The following is a 15245-nucleotide window of genomic DNA, read 5'->3' as shown; positions in this document are numbered from 1 at the left end:
TGTCGTTCCCATCGTCGTGCGCCGGACGGCAAAGCCGGCCGTCGTGATCCGCGTATTGCCGATCGATGGGGCGGCGAGAAACGTATTTCTCGGAGCACGGGCTCTTCTCATCTTTTCGAATCTGTTGCCCACCATGGCTCCGGACGCGAGAGTGGTTGCCGAGGCGCTCGACCTCACGCCGGCAGAATCACGGCTGGTTGTCCTGCTTGCAGGCGGCCTGGCTCTGGATTCGGTCGCATCGGAGCTCGGAATCTCGCGCGAGACCGCGAGAAACCATCTCAAGTCCGCCTTCTCGAAGACCGGCACCCACCGCCAAACGGAGCTGATATCGCTCGTCAGGCAGTTGGGGCCGTAGCAGTCCGGCGATGGCCCGGGCCGACATGCAACCATGTCGGCCACAACGTCGGCTTCCGATCGCAAGGCCGCCGACGACGAACCAGGCGTACGCGCCCGCCTCCGGCGCCAGTCGACCCTTCAATTCCCCGTCTGCAATTCGCCGAAGCGCTCCCAGCTCTTGCCGTTGAAACGCATGAACTGCATCTGGTCGACCGGCACGTGATCGCTCGGGCCGGTGTTGACCTTGATGCCGGGCAGCAGCATCGGCAATTCGAGGTCGCGGATCGAAAACGCCTGCTTGAGGATGTTCTCGGTCGAGAGATCGTCGCCGCAGGCCTTCAGCACGGCTTCCAGCGCCATCGCGCTGTTGTAGGAGTTGACGTAGTTGGTGTCGTGCTGGTCGCCGTCCGGCACGTACTTGCTCATGAACTCGCGCCAGCCCTTGACGCCCGGATCGTCCTTCCAGGCGGGATCGTCGGGATCCTTGACGTAGGCCGTGGAGAGGATGCCGGTGCCGGCCTCGAGGCCCGCAGGCTCCATGACGGTCGACACCCACACCGCGACGTTGGACAGGAACGTCATCGGCCGCCAGCCGATCTCGAAGGACTTTCGGATCGCTTGCGCCGCGAACTTCGGTGTCGCTGCGATCACGAAGACGTCGGCGCCGGAGGCCTTCAGCTTGACGATCTGGGAATCGATGGTCGGATCCTGGATCTCGTAGGTCGCGCCGGTGACGACGGCATCGTACTTTTCTCCCAGCACGTCCTTCAGCCCGGCGAGATAGTCGCGGCCGTAGTCGTCGTTCTGCGAGATCACCGCGAACTTCGCATTCGGGTTCCTGGCCAGCGCATAACGCGCATAGAGCCGCGCCTCATAGCGGAACGGCGCCTGCACGCCGAGCGTCGCCTGCGGATATTGCGCGATGTCGGCGAATTTCGAGGCGCCGGAGCCGATGAAGAGCTGCGGCACGTTCTTGCCCTGCAGATATTTTGCGATCGCCGTGTTGTGCGCGGTGCCGATCGAGGAGAAGATCAGCGCGACCTCGTCGCTCTCCACCAGCCGCCGCGTCTGCTCCACCGATTTCGGCGGCGCGTAGCCGTCGTCGAGCGAGATCAGGTTGACCTTGCGGCCGTTGATGCCGCCTTTCTCGTTGAGCATCTTGAAATAGCCGACCTCGCCCTTGCCGAGCGCGCCGAACGCCGAGACCGGCCCGCTATAGGGCATGGTCTGGCCGATCCTGATCTCGGTGGCGGTGACGCCGCGCATCTCGGCGGCGCCTGCGGCCGGCGGCCCGACCAGCCACGCAGCCGCAATCAGCGCGACCAGCCTCGTGATGAAGCGCATTCTCCCCTCCCCGTCCTTGGCGCGGTCGGGCCCGCGCATGTGATTGGGGAGAGCATGCCATGCCAATCGGGCCGGCGCCAACAGCGCCTCCCGTTTGAACCGAAACGCCTCAGAAATTCGTGGAGTCGTCCGTGAAGAACGGCGATTTCAGGCTCTCGATTGATCAGAAGTGCGGCGCAGGGAGCCCCCCGGCAAACGCGATTGCCTCAGAAGGCCGTTTCCAGATTCCAACTCAACCAGTTGGGAATTCTTCACGGAGGATTTATGACGGTCGAGGTATAGGTCGCGCTGGTATTGTTGCCCCATGCGCCCCCGCCATGGACCCCGGCATAGCCGCCCTGCCAGGGCATCGACGCCCCCATCGGCGCAAAGTGCCAACTGAATCCGGCCGTGACCGCCTGGAATCGGGCGCTCGCCGTGGCCTGCTGCCCGAGCACGATGACGGCAGGCGACGGCGACGAGGCGGACAGGCCGAGCGAGCCGAGATCGACATATTGATAGCCGAGGCGAACGCTGAGATTGGGGTTGACGAGGTATTCCGCACCGAGACCGGCGACCCAACCCAGCCTGGTATCGGAGACCTGCGACGTCAGCTGCAATCCGGCCGCGCGGAAGCTGCTTGAGAGATTGACATCGCCATAAGCCAGACCGGCGGTGCCGTAGACCAGCCAAGGCCCGGAAGCAAAACCGACGCGGCCACGCGCCGTCCCGTACCAGTTAATGGTCGAGGACGTCATGGCAAAATCGCCGGGCGAGGGAGTACCGACCGGAGGATAGACGAGGCCTCCGCTCATCGCGCTATTGAGGTGAGTCGCCTGCAGGTCGGTCTCAAAGCCGAAAACGCCACTGCCCCGCTGCCAGTTGTAGCCTGCATGAGCGCCGCCGAGCCAGCTGCTCGCAGACGCCGAGTTCGCGCCCGATGAAGGCAACGCCATCGTACCAGCCAGCGCCTGCTCACATGGGAGCGCCAGCGAGGCCGTCGCGAGCCCAACCGCCAGCAACGTTGCTCGCGACGAGTACGGCAATTGCCCCTCCTGTCCCCACCAGACCGCCCGGCGATGAATCGAACGCTAAATGAGCGCGCGGCAATCAACAATGTGTCCGCGCAGGTTTGCCCCTGCCAGGGATCCCGAAAATCGTACCGTCAGCCGGTTATATCGGTGATTTCACTCGGGAATTCCGGTGTTACCTGAAAGCCTCAGGCGCTCCGGATTCGTTCTGCCGTCCGCAATGCCAGCGCCTGGATCGTCAGGGAGGGCGCCTCGCCGCCGCCGGCCGACGGAAAGACGCTGGCGTCGGCAATCCACAAATTGCGCCAGCGATGGCTGCGGCCGAAGGCATCGACGACGGAGCCCGCGGGATCTTCGCCCATCCGGCAGGTGCCGAACACGTGGGTCGGCGCAAACCAGTCCCAACTCGAATAGCTCTCGTAAATCCGTTGCGCGCCGCTGGCGGCGAGCAGCGCGTGCGACGTCTTCGCCATGAAGCGCAGCCGCGCGACGTCGGATTCCGCGAGCGCCGAGGCGATCCGCGCCAGCGGCATGCCGAAGCGGTCGCGCGCGGCGGGATCGAGATCGACGAAGCTGTCGGGGTTGGGCAATCGCTCGCCGATCGCGCCGACATGCAGCGCGTGTCCCCAGAGCTGGCGCACCGACTGCGCATGCGCGCGACCCCAGCCCGGAATGGCGCGCAGCGCGAATGCGGCGAGCCCGCCGAGCTCGATCTCCCCGCACGCATTGTAGAAGCGACACCCGCCGACCACGCCGGGAATGGCGTCGGGCGCATTGTACGTCCACGAGATGGCGTCGCTCGGCAGTCCGCGGCGGCCGTGCTGCGCCTCCGGATGCAGCGCCCCGACGGCGATGAACAGCGTATCCATGAAATTCCGCCCGACCTCTCTGCTCTCATTGGCGAGACCGTCGGACGCAAGCAGCAGGCGGGGCGTCTCGATCGCGCCGCAGGCGAGCACGAACTGGCGGCCGGCGACGCGCTCGAGGCTGCCGTCGGGCCGGCCGACCAGGACCGCCTTCACCCGGTCATCCGATCCCGCTTCGATCCGCACCACCGGACTGTCCGGCCTGACGGTGCAGCGGCCGGTGGCAACCGCCGCAGCAACGAAGGTGACGTCGGCACTGCCCTTGTCGCCGCGCGGACAGCCCTTGTTGCAGCCGCCGCAATAGTTGCACGGCAGTCGCCCGTTCCAGGGCCGCGACAGCGCGGCGCGGCTGTTGGCCTGCCAGTCCAGGCCGATGGCCTTCGCGCCCCTGCCGAGCGTTTGCGACGCGTAGGACAAGGGATGCGGGGGCAGCGGGAATTTTCGCGAGCGCCAGCGCGCGCCCTGCTGCTCGGGACCGGCGACACCGATCAGTTCTTCCGCCTCGACGTAATACGGTTCGAGCGCGGCGTAATCGAGCGGCCAATCGGCCGCCACGCCGAAGTGCGTCTTCATCTTCATCGCATCGGGATGGAAGCGATGGGCCTCGCCGGTGAAGTGCAGCGTGGTGCCGCCGATGCCGCGCACATGATGATAGCGGTCCATGAGCCGTACGCCGCCCGGCGCGACCGGCCCGAGACCGCGGCTGCCGGACACGAGCAGCGGCTCGTCGCCGAGCGCCTGGCCCGGCGCGAAACTGACCTTGCCCGTGCTGCCGGGCTTCTCCGGAAAGATGCGGGTGTCCGCGTCGGCGTCGGTCAGCGGATAGTCGGTCGATGGATCAAAACGCGGCCCGGCATCCAGCAGCAGCACGGACAATCCGCGGCGGCAGAGGCCGTAGGCCGCGGCCGCCCCGCCCGCGCCCGCGCCGACCACCACGGCGTCCCATTCGGTCGCCTCGCTCATGCCGGGCGATCCCTGAAGTCGGCAAAACCGTCCGGCTGGAGCGGACCGGTATAGGCGAACGCCGACTTGATCGCAGGCGAGGAGTAATAGGCCGTTCCGAGATGAAGGCGCAGCGCCATCACGAAGGACTGGATGCCATCCGCACCGGAGGCGAAGGCCGCATCGAGCGCGGCGAGCCTTCGCGCCTCGTCAAGGGCCGCGAAATCCGCAGCACCGGCGCTCGCCGCGTAGCGATCGAGAAAGGCAAGTCCGCTTGCGAGCATGGGCTGCACGTCCGCGTGCGCGAGCACCTGCCGATGCAGTCCGAGTTCGCGCGCGCCCGGCAGGCCATCGCCCGGAAACATGACCTCCGCGATGGCACCGACCGCGCGCTCGACATGCGCGTCCGTCTCGAGCGGCTGCGCAAAGCCCTTCACGACGCGCCAGAACGCCGTCAGGCCGCCGAACGACAGGTAACCGAGAAGCGCAGTGAGCTGCCGACGATCCATGGCCTCATCCCGATTGGAGGGACACCTTAGCACGCACGTGCTGCCGGTGCCCCGGCATGCGAAAGCCCAGCCAGAGGCCGGGCTTTGCAGAACGTGTGAAGAAGAGTCTGCCGGCCGCAGTCGAAAGCCGCCTACGCCTGCGGCTGGGGCTCCAGGCCGGGATCCGGATCGGGCCGCGGGCGCGGCTTGCCGGCCGGCGGCACGGCGGAGGCGCGCGGCGTGGCCGGCTCCAGGACCGACTCGCGGTTCGGCTTCTTGCCCTTGAGGAGGTCGATGATCTCCTCGCCGGTCAGGGTCTCGAACTCCAGCAGGCCCTTGGCAAGAGCCTCGAGGTCGGCGCGCTTCTCGGTGAGGATGCGGGTGGCTTCGTTGTAGCCTTCCTCGACCAGGCGCCTGATCTCGGAGTCGATCTTCTGGACGGTCGCCTCGGAAGCGTTCTGCGTCCGCGACACCGACATGCCCAAGAACACCTCGTCCTGGTTCTCGCCGTAGGAGACGGTGCCGAGCTCTTCGGAGAGGCCCCAGCGCGTCACCATCATGCGCGCAAGGCGGGTGGCCTGCTCGATGTCGGAAGCGGCGCCCGAGGTCACCTTCTCGCGGCCGAAGATCAGCTCCTCGGCGACGCGGCCGCCCATCATGATGGCGAGCCGGGAGGTCATCTGCTCCAGCGACATCGACAGCTTGTCGCGTTCGGGGAGCTGCATGACCATGCCGAGCGCACGGCCGCGCGGAATGATGGTCGCCTTGTGGATCGGATCGGTCGCCGGCACGTTGAGGCCGACGATGGCGTGGCCGCCCTCGTGATAGGCGGTGAGTAGCTTCTCTTCCTCGGTCATGACGAGCGACTTACGCTCGGCGCCCATCATCACCTTGTCCTTGGCCTCCTCGAATTCGGCCTGCGTCACCATGCGCTTGTTGCGCCGGGCGGCGGTGAGCGCCGCCTCGTTGACGAGGTTCATCAGGTCGGCGCCGGAGAAGCCGGGCGTGCCGCGCGCGATGGTCTTGAGGTTGATGTCCGGCGCCAAGGGCACCTTGCGGACGTGAACCTTGAGGATCTGCTCGCGGCCGACGACATCTGGATTCGGCACCACGACCTGGCGGTCGAAGCGGCCGGGACGCAGCAGCGCGGGATCGAGCACGTCGGGACGGTTGGTGGCGGCGATCAGGATCACGCCCTCGTTGGCCTCGAAGCCGTCCATCTCGACCAGCAGCTGGTTCAGCGTCTGCTCGCGCTCGTCATTGCCGCCGCCGAGGCCCGCGCCGCGATGGCGGCCGACGGCGTCGATTTCGTCGATGAAGATGATGCAGGGCGCGTTCTTCTTGGCCTGCTCGAACATGTCGCGCACGCGCGAGGCGCCGACGCCGACGAACATCTCGACGAAGTCGGAGCCGGAAATGGTGAAGAACGGCACGTTGGCCTCGCCCGCGACCGCGCGCGCGATCAGCGTCTTGCCGGTGCCGGGCGGGCCGACCAAGAGCACGCCGCGCGGGATGCGGCCGCCGAGCCGCTGGAACTTGCCGGGATCGCGCAGGAATTCGACGATCTCCTGCAGGTCCTGCTTGGCCTCGTCGACGCCGGCGACGTCCTCGAAGGTGACGCGGCCATGCGCCTCGGTGAGCATCTTGGCGCGCGACTTGCCGAAGCCCATCGCCTTGCCGGCGCCGCCCTGCATCTGGCGCGACAGGAATATCCACACGCCGATCAGCGCGATGAAGGGCAGCCAGGACACCAATAGCGACACGAACCACGGCACGTTGTCGCCGGGCGGCTTCGCGGTGATCTGGACCTTGCTGTCATAGAGCCGCTTCACCAGCGTCGGATCGTTCGGCGCATAGGTCTGGAAGCTCGAGCCGTTGGTAAACGTACCGTGAATCTCCGGCCCCTGGATCACGACGTCGCGCACATGGCCCTGGTCGACCTCGGTCAGAAGCTGCGAGAAGGCGATATCCTGGGAGGAGGCGCGCTGACCCGGATTCTGGAAGAGCGTGAACAATGCCAACAGCAGCAAAACAATGATGACCCAGAGGGCGAAATTGCGCAGATTGGCGTTCATCGATCTTCCTTCATGGTCGCGCGGATCGCGGCCGTGGTCCTTGGGCGATGAGAGGGAAATTCCAACGGAATCCTCTCGGGCAGATACCTGCAATCTAGGTGTCGGCCAAGGCGCTGCCAAGGGAACCAGATGGGACTATTTAGCCCATCTTAGCGCGATTCCCGCTGAAATAATGGCGCCGGAAACCGGGATTTTCCGGGCTGGTTAAGGTCGCCTGACGAGGCCGGCGCCGCACGAGCCGGTGTCATGATCCGCCCTTCATCCGCCCTTGCCGCGCCGGACCGGCGCCGGCGCGATGTGGATGCGTCCTCCGGACAGGCTGACGAGCGCGCCTGCGAGCGTCTGTTTCAGGGGGCGCTGGCCGGCTCCGGATCGATCGCCGCCGCTCGCGATGCCGCTGTCGATCGCCGCCAGCAGGGTTTCGACCTTGCCGAGTTCCGCGGGTCCCTCGTGGCCGACCGCATTGATGGCCCGCATCAGGAGCCGCAGGCGGATCTCCGCGGGCAGCGCCGCGAAGGCTGCGGCATGAAAGCCCCGCGTCGGGCCGGCTTGCGTCGGGCTGCCTGCGTCTCTCAGGGCGAGAAAGCGCTCGGCGCCGTCGGCCAGCACCTCGACCGCCGCGTTGGCTCGCGCCAGCCGTGCGGCGAGCCGCGCCAGGCTGCGCGCGTCGCCGCCTTCGGCGGCAAGCTGCGGCAGCAGCGTCCGCAGCCGCGACCGCGTGAAGGCGGTGTCGCGGTTGGTCGGATCGTCGGCGAAGCCGATCCCGGCGCGCCTCAGCGTCGCGAGGAGCTGCGATTTCGGCACGTCGAGCAGCGGCCGCGTCAGCACGAGGCCGTCGCGCTCGGTGATCCGGGCCATCGCCGACAGGCCCGCGATTCCGCTGCCGCGCAACAGCCGCATCAGCAAGGTCTCGGCCTGATCGTCCCTCGTGTGCGCGGTGAGCACGTGGGTCGCGCCGATCGCGCGCGCGGCCTGCATCAGCAAGCGGTAGCGCGCCTGCCGCGCCGCGGCGGGCAGGCCGGTCTTCGGCTTGGCGCCCGTCCACCGCATGGTCCGGTGCGGCAGGTCGAGCGAGGCTGCGAGCCGCTTGACCTCGCGCGCCTCGCGCGCCGCTTCCGGCCGCAGGCCATGATCGACGGTGACGGCGACCAGGCGCGGTCCCTGCGCAAGGCTCCGCCGCCACCGCGCCGCGAGCCACATCAGCGCAACGGAATCGGGCCCGCCGGAGACCGCGAGCACCAGTGCGGGCGCGCCTCTCAAGTCCGCGAACAGCGTCTTGGCGGACCGCACCGAGATCGGAGAGTTTTCGTCGTCAGCCATGACGCCGCGCCAGGATCGTGAGCGAAACGCCTATTTAGCGCAGCATCGCCGGCTTTGTCAGGGGATCAACGGCGGATCCGCTAGCACTTGATCCGCTTCTGCTCGCGATCAACGGCGGCTTTGACGCCCGCGGAGGCGCGCGGATATTTACGGCCGACCTCGCCGAAGGCGGCGCAGGCGGCTTCCTTCTCCTTCAGGGCCGCCAGCGACTGGCCGAGCCGCAGCAGCGCATCGGGGGCCTTTGCCGATTTCTCGTATTTGGTGGTGACCGCGAGGAAGGACTCGGCCGCGTCGCGATATTGCTGGCGCTGGAAGTAGCTTTCGCCCAGCCAGTATTGCGCGTCCCCGAGCAGCGGGTTGCCCGGATATTTCTGCGCAAAATTCTTCATGGTCTGTTCGGCGAGCGCATAGTCCTTGCGCTGCATGTAGCCGATGCCGAGGTCGAACTCGTCGCGCGGCGATTGCGAGGGCGGCTGGGTGACGAGCCCGCCGCCGGCCGGCGCCGGATAGCCGGGCTGTGCCGGCGCCGCGACGGACTGCTGATCGCGGCCTGCCGTGTTGGCGAGATCGAGCGGCTCGCCCGCGCCACGGCCGCCCGGCGCCCCAATGGCGGCGGGCTGCTGCTGCGGCATCGGCATCTGGCCGCCGCCGAGCGCGCGCGGCGCACCGGGCGCAGCTGGATTCTGGCTGGGGTCGAACGCATCGCCACGGCGGTGCGCCCCCACCGCGCCGGGCGGAGGCGCTTCCTGGATGATGGGCGCTGGCGCGGCGATCTGCGGCTCATAGGCCGGCTGGGCCGGTTGCTGCGGGCGATAGACCGGTGCCTGCTGGACCGGCGGGGCGGCCGCCACGTTGGGCTGCCCGGGCGCGGGCTGCACGCCGCCCTCGATCTGGCGAATGCGCTCCTCGAGCTGGCGGTTGCGATATTGCAGCTCCTCGTTCTGGCCGGTGAGCTGGCGCAACTGGTTCTCCAGCCGCTCGATCCGCAATTCCGCATCGGCATCCTGCGCGACTGCGGGCGCGCACAAGGAGAGCAGCGCGGTGATCACCACGGTGCCGGTAATTGCCTGAAATCTGGATGACATCTTGCCCTGACGACGAAAGCGGCACGGCCGCGACCTCGCGCTGCGCCGCGCGACACATTGAGGGAGGGAGTACGCCAAAAATGTGACTGGCATCAAAGGGTTTCTGCAGCGGACCGCCGAAACGAAACCGGCGCCACGGAGGGCGCCGGACGGCTCGACTTGCGCGCGACCACGGCCCGTCAGGAACTCGCGTTCAGCACGGTGACGGCGCGCCGGTTCTGCGACCAGCAGGAGATGTCGTTGCAGACCGCCACCGGCCGCTCCTTGCCGTAGGAGATCGTGCGCATGCGGTTGGGGTCGATGCCGCGCGAGGCGAGGAACGAGCGCACCGACTGGGCGCGGCGGGCGCCGAGCGCGATGTTGTATTCGCGGGTGCCGCGTTCGTCGGCATGGCCTTCGATGGTGAAGCTGTAGCGCGGATAGGTCTGCAGCCACTGCGCCTGCTTCTCGAGCGTGACGATCGCCTGGGGCGTCAGGTCGGTCTGGTCGCTCTCGAAGAACACGCGGTCGCCCACGTTGACGACGAAGTCCTGCTGGCTGCCCGGCGTGGCAGCGCTCGCCATCGCATCGGCACCCAGGTTCTTGTTGGCGCAGGCGCCCATCGACAGCGCGACCGCAAGCACCGCAGCCAGCTTCAACCCCTGGAGGATACGCATAGGATGTTTCATTCCGGAGCCTCCACGCTCACGTTAGTCCACTGCTTTTCGGTCTACAGGGGGTTGGTTAAGCGAACGTTCCGTCAACCTTGATGGGACGTTGCCCGAGCCGGTCAAATGCCCCCGAACGGCGAAAAGCGCCCGCGATGGTTAATGGGTTGTAAATGTGGCGCGACGGTGAAGGCAAGCCGCGTCCTTCGGCAAGACCGTTGATTTTACCGGATTTTGAGGCTCAGGCTTCGGAAGGAGGGCAGGCCGCGGCACCCGCGGCCCGGGGGAACTGCCGGAGAGATCACAGCTGGGCGGCAGCGGGGACGAGCGTGGCCCGCGTCACGGCCTGGCGCTGGCTCTTGCGATCGAACAGCATCCGCCGCTCGAACGCGCTGGAGCGCAGGAAGGGAAAGCGCGCCAGCACCCGTTCCTGCACGGTCGGCAGGTGCGCAGCCATCAGGCCGACCGGTTTCACGAGGCCCGGATAGAGACGCGGCTCGCACCAGGTCTCCTGCAGAAACACCCGTCGATAGAATGCCTGGTGCTCGGGACGAATGATGGCGAGCCCGTAATCGGCATTGAAGTGCACGCCCGCGGTCGAACCGAGCCGCACCGTCACATAGGGCAGTTCGGGGAAACGCTGCGACTTGGCGGGATCGGCGACGAAGCGGGTCGAATCGATGAAGACCAGGCCCTTGTCGAGCAGCGGGTGCAGGACGTCGCCGAACAATTCGACCGAGGGCGACAGGCGCCACTCCGAGGTCAGCACGCTGATCCGGATCGAACTGTAGAGCTCTCCGTGAATATAGACGCCGAACGTCCAGGCATTGGGCGCGTCCTCGAACTGGTCGACGACCCGCTCGTCCGCGGACGGCCGGACCGCCCCTTCGCGCAGGTAGGCGCGATAGCGGAGCCGGTAGATCTCTTCCTTCTCCTCGGGAGTTTCCGCCAGACGGTAATCCACCTGATCCATCGGATCCCATATCCGGCCCAGAGCTGGGGTCTGGGACTCGGCTGCCGACTTCATGCGGTACTCCCCCAATACGTCCAAACAACTTTCGCGTGCGCGAGACGTTGTTAACATCTTCTTAACGACGATGCAAACACATGGCTTCGTTAGGGTTAATCCCCCGCCGGCGCCCGCCTGCCGTGGCCGAGGCGGAGCATTCGGCGAACGGGTGAATGGATCAGGCGATCGAGCGGGAGCCGACGGCCTGGAGGTGGTCCTCGCCGGCGCGCCGGCCGTGGGAGGCGTTGAGGAGCTGGCGCAACCGCACCGCCGGGACCGGGCGGCTGAACAGGTAGCCCTGCCCTTCGCTGACGGTGCCGTCGGCGCTGATCAGCTCGAGCTGCTCGTTGGTCTCGATGCCCTCGACCACGACCGACATGCCGAGATCGGCGGACAGCCGCGCGACGCCGCGCAGCAGCGTCAGCGGCCGGTCGGTGTCGATGCCCTCGAGGAAGGAGCGGTCGATCTTCACCTTCTGCATCGGGAAATTGTGCAGGTAGCTGAGGCTCGAATAGCCGGTACCGAAATCGTCGAGCGAGATGCGCACACCGAGCGTATGGAGCTGCGACAGGATGTCGTGCGTGAGCTGCGTGTTGCGCAACAGCGAGGATTCGGTGATCTCGATCTCGAGGCGGTTGGCGGGCAGGCCCGAGACCTCGAGCGCGTAGCGGATCTCGCTCAGCACGTCGCGCTGGTGGAACTGCTGCGGCGAGAAGTTGACCGCGACGCTGACGCCTTCGGGCCACTTCATGCATTCCATGCAGGCCTTGCGCAGGATCCAGCGGCCGAGATCCACGATCAGGCCCATGTCCTCGGCGACCGGAATGATGTCGACCGGCGACACCGTGCCGCGCACCGGATGATTCCAGCGCAGCAGCGCCTCGCAGGTGGTGATCTTGCCGGACTTCAGGTTGACCAGCGGCTGGTAGAACAGCTCGAATTCCTCGTTCGCCAGCGCCTTGCGCAGGTCGAGCTCGAGGATGCGGCGCGCCTCGACGGTCGCCGCCATCTCGTCGCGGAAAAAGCAGAAGGTGCCGCGGCCGTCGGCCTTGGCGCGGTAGAGCGCCATGTCGGCGTTCTTCAGCAGCGTGTCGGCGCTGATCCCTTCCGGCGAGGTCAGCGCGATGCCGACGCTGGCGCCGATCTCGACCAGGTGATTGTCGATGCGGTAGCGTTCGCTCAATCGCTCGACGATGCGGCGGGCGAGCGTGGCGGCGTCATCGGGGGAGTTGATGTTCTGCTGGAACACGACGAACTCGTCGCCGCCGAAGCGGGCGACGAAATCCTCCGGCCGCAGCATTTCGCGCAGGCGGTTGGCCACCGCGCAGAGCAGCTGGTCGCCGCAGGGGTGGCCGAGCGTGTCGTTGATCTGCTTGAACTGGTCGAGGTCGATGAACAGGAGCGCGGAGAGGCGCTCGGCATCGTGCGAGATCGCCAGCAGCCGCTCGATCTCGTCGCGGAAGTTGACGCGGTTGGGCAGCGTCGTGAGTTCGTCGTAGCGGGCGAGATGGCTGATCCTGGCCTCGGCGTTCTTGCGCTCGGTGATGTCCTCGAGCAGCATCACGGTGCCGCCGCCGGCCATCGACTGGAACGTCCACGACAGCGTCCGTCCGCGCGCGAGCTTGGGATCGGTGGTGACGATCTCCCGGATCTGGGCGTCCTCGATCTCGCAGAGGATCAGGTTGCCGCTCTCCGCGGAGATCGAGCCCGCCGCGACGCAGGCCGAAATGATGTCGGCGGCGCTGGCGCCGCGCCGCGCCACGTCCTCGGACAGCTCCATCAATTCGCCGAAGCGGCGGTTCATGACCGCGAGCCGGCCGTCCGCGCGGAACATGCACAGGCCGTGAGGCATGTTGTTCAGCGCCGTGTCGAACTGGTTCGCGAGCGCCGACTCGCGCTCGCGCGCGACCAGCGCCTGGAAGAAGATGCGGTGCAGGTTCGTCGACAGTTGCCGCAGCGCCGCGTAGAAGATCGCGCAGACGATGGACAATCCGATGTAATAGGGCGTGCCCTGCATCGCGAGCGCGACCGAGGTCGGGGTGCAGGCGAGCGCGACCTGAATGTGGTAGATCCAGGGCCGTCCATAGGTCCGTCCGACGCCCGCCGAGACGTAGCCCGTGGTCACCGTGATGCAAATCATGTGGACGACGGCATCGTCCGCCTCGAGCAGTCCGACGCTGCACCACACGCCGAGGCCCAGGGCATAGAGCAGCGCCCCCGCCTGGTAGCGCGTCTCCAGCTTGGACACTTCCGCCGCGTTGAGCGCGGACTTGCGCTTCAGGTACCAGTGCATGTCGACCGCGCGGGCGGCACCGACCAGGCTCAGAAACGCGACGCAGGACCAGAGCGCGAGCGATCCGGTCTTGTAGGCGGTCATGCCGGCGGCCAGCGCAACCAGCATCGCCCCCGCCAGCAACGGCGCAGGATTCTGGAAAAGCGAGTCGATCAGCGCCGCATGGATCGACGGCGCGATTTTCTGATCGGGCTCTTCGCTCTGGTTTGCGAGCTGCATCTGGTTCGCGCGTTCCTGTTCGACGCGTACCTTTACCCGCGCGATATGAAACCTTTCTGAGGGAACATCGTTAAAGGCGGGTTGTCCGCCGCCTGCCTCGAGCGAAAATCTGCTGAAAGATCAGGCAACTGGGCAAGGCTTGCCGAGCGCAAGGTGAAGGAATGCTTGCTGCAATTATAGAGCGAATGACCTTCACTCGCCCAGCGTGCGTTGAAGGCGCGCCTGCGTATCCTCACCCCGACGTCGAGGACAGCAGCGGCGACCACGCCGGATCGGACGCGAAGCCCGGCGTCGGCACCTTCTGCTCGTTGCGCCCGGAAATGTCGACGGTGAACAGCGACGGCCCGGCATTGCCGCCGGGATCGCGGAAGAACATCACGACGCGGCCGTTCGGAGCGAAGGTCGGGCCCTCGTTGTGGAAGCCCGCGGTCAGGATGCGCTCACCCGAGCCGTCGGGCTTCATGATGCCGATCGCGAACTGGCCGCCGCCCTGCTTGGTGAAGGCGATGTAGTCGCCGCGCGGCGACCATACCGGGGTCGAATAGCTGCCGTTGGTGTCGTCCTTGGAGAAGGAGATGCGCTGCGCGGGTCCGCCGCCTGCCGCCATCACGTAGATCTGCGGCTTGCCACCGCGGTCGGATTCGAAGCAGATCCGGCTGCCATCCGGCGAGTAGGACGGAGACGTGTCGATCGCCGGCGTGTCGGTGAGCCGCGTGGTCGAGCGCGAGCGCAGGTCCATCACGAACAGGTTGGAGTTGCCGCCCTGCTGCAGGCTCATGATGACGCGCTGGCCGTCCGGCGAGAAGCGCGGCGCAAACGTCATGCCCGGGAAATTGCCGACGATCTCGCGCTGGCCGGTCTCGATGTTGAAGAGATAGACGCGCGGATCGCCCTGGCCGAACTCCATGTAGGTGATTTCCTGCGTCGACGGCGAGAAGCGGGGCGTCAGCACGAGATCGGAGCCGCGGGTCAGATAGCGCACGTTGGCGCCGTCCTGGTCCATGATCGCGAGCCGCTTGACGCGGCGCTCCTTCGGCCCGGTCTCGTCGACGAACACCACGCGGCTGTCGAAATAGCCCTTGTCGCCGGTCAGCCGCTCGTAAATCTGGTCGGAGATGATGTGGGCGATGCGCCGCCAGTATTCCGGCGAGGTGAAGTATTGCTGGCCGGTGAGCTGCTGGCCGGAGGCGACGTCCCACAGCCGGAACTCGGCCTTGAGCCGGCCATCCTGCTGCCGCGTCATGCGGCCGGTGACCAGGGCCTGCGCGTTGATGGTCTTCCAGTTCTGGAACTGCGGCGCGACGTCGATGTTGCTGATGCGCTCGATGAAGGCGGCCTGGTCGATCGGGTTGAACAAGCCCGAGCGCTTCAAATTGTTGGTGATGACCTGCGTCACGCCGGCGCCGACTTCGGCATCAGAGGGCGAGCCCGGCACGAAGGTGGTGATCGCGATCGGCAGCGGCGCGACGTTGCCCTCGGTGATCTGCAATCTGGTCTGCGCAAGCATGGACTGCGGCAGCATGAGACCGGCCGCAGCGCCGGCGCCGCCGATCAGCAGACGCCGGCGATCGATCGGCAAGGGCGGCAGGGGAAAGGATTTCAGGGACATTG

At 66.9% G+C, this 15245-nt stretch carries 12 protein-coding genes; 1 reads left to right on the top strand and 11 read right to left on the bottom strand.

The genetic code is table 11. The features are described 5' to 3' along the window. Positions 1-355 (top strand): helix-turn-helix transcriptional regulator (locus KGM94_RS06030; protein WP_300255931.1); only part of this gene is annotated, 355 nt, incomplete at its 5' end. A 119-nt stretch (positions 356-474) separates the two neighbouring features. Here KGM94_RS06030 and KGM94_RS06025 read toward each other — a convergent pair. The 11 genes from KGM94_RS06025 to tolB form a co-directional block, all read right to left on the bottom strand. Beyond that, positions 475-1680 (bottom strand): ABC transporter substrate-binding protein, encoded by a 1206-nt coding sequence (locus tag KGM94_RS06025; protein ID WP_300255929.1) that lies wholly within the window; start codon positions 1678-1680, stop codon positions 475-477. Between the two features lie 251 nt (positions 1681-1931). After that, positions 1932-2705, bottom strand: coding sequence for an outer membrane beta-barrel protein (locus KGM94_RS06020; protein WP_300255927.1), 774 nt, complete (start codon positions 2703-2705; stop codon positions 1932-1934). A 173-nt stretch (positions 2706-2878) separates the two neighbouring features. Beyond that, a complete protein-coding gene (locus KGM94_RS06015; RefSeq protein ID WP_300255926.1) occupies positions 2879-4519 on the bottom strand; it encodes a GMC family oxidoreductase in 1641 nt (546 codons plus the stop codon). Continuing rightward, positions 4516-5007: a gluconate 2-dehydrogenase subunit 3 family protein gene (locus tag KGM94_RS06010; RefSeq protein ID WP_300255925.1), complete on the bottom strand. Its 492-nt coding sequence runs from the start codon at positions 5005-5007 to the stop codon at positions 4516-4518. The genes KGM94_RS06015 and KGM94_RS06010 overlap by 4 nt, the downstream gene beginning before the upstream one ends. Before the next feature lie 131 nt (positions 5008-5138). After that, positions 5139-7061, bottom strand: a complete 1923-nt coding sequence (ftsH, locus tag KGM94_RS06005) for an ATP-dependent zinc metalloprotease FtsH (protein ID WP_300255923.1) — start codon at positions 7059-7061, stop codon at positions 5139-5141. Positions 7062-7319: 258 nt separating this feature from the next. Continuing rightward, positions 7320-8381 carry a tRNA lysidine(34) synthetase TilS gene (gene tilS / locus KGM94_RS06000; RefSeq protein WP_300255921.1) on the bottom strand — a complete coding sequence of 354 codons (1062 nt, stop codon included), beginning with the start codon at positions 8379-8381 and terminating at the stop codon, positions 7320-7322. Positions 8382-8461: 80 nt separating this feature from the next. Further along, positions 8462-9466, bottom strand: coding sequence for a tol-pal system protein YbgF (gene ybgF, locus KGM94_RS05995; RefSeq protein WP_300255919.1), 1005 nt, complete (start codon positions 9464-9466; stop codon positions 8462-8464). A 179-nt stretch (positions 9467-9645) separates the two neighbouring features. Beyond that, positions 9646-10134: a peptidoglycan-associated lipoprotein Pal gene (gene pal, locus KGM94_RS05990; protein WP_074121319.1), complete on the bottom strand. Its 489-nt coding sequence runs from the start codon at positions 10132-10134 to the stop codon at positions 9646-9648. 280 nt (positions 10135-10414) lie between these two features. Beyond that, positions 10415-11140 carry a hypothetical protein gene (locus KGM94_RS05985; RefSeq protein ID WP_300255917.1) on the bottom strand — a complete coding sequence of 242 codons (726 nt, stop codon included), beginning with the start codon at positions 11138-11140 and terminating at the stop codon, positions 10415-10417. Between the two features lie 160 nt (positions 11141-11300). After that, positions 11301-13634, bottom strand: coding sequence for an EAL domain-containing protein (locus tag KGM94_RS05980; protein WP_300255916.1), 2334 nt, complete (start codon positions 13632-13634; stop codon positions 11301-11303). Between the two features lie 232 nt (positions 13635-13866). Continuing rightward, positions 13867-15243, bottom strand: a complete 1377-nt coding sequence (gene tolB, locus KGM94_RS05975; protein ID WP_300255915.1) for a Tol-Pal system beta propeller repeat protein TolB — start codon at positions 15241-15243, stop codon at positions 13867-13869. Positions 15244-15245: the final 2 nt, after the last annotated feature.

This window comes from Bradyrhizobium sp., assembly GCF_028868675.1.
GTDB lineage: Bacteria > Pseudomonadota > Alphaproteobacteria > Rhizobiales > Xanthobacteraceae > Bradyrhizobium.
Note: the sequence above shows the minus strand (reverse complement) of the source record. Positions and strands in the feature narration are given on the sequence as shown.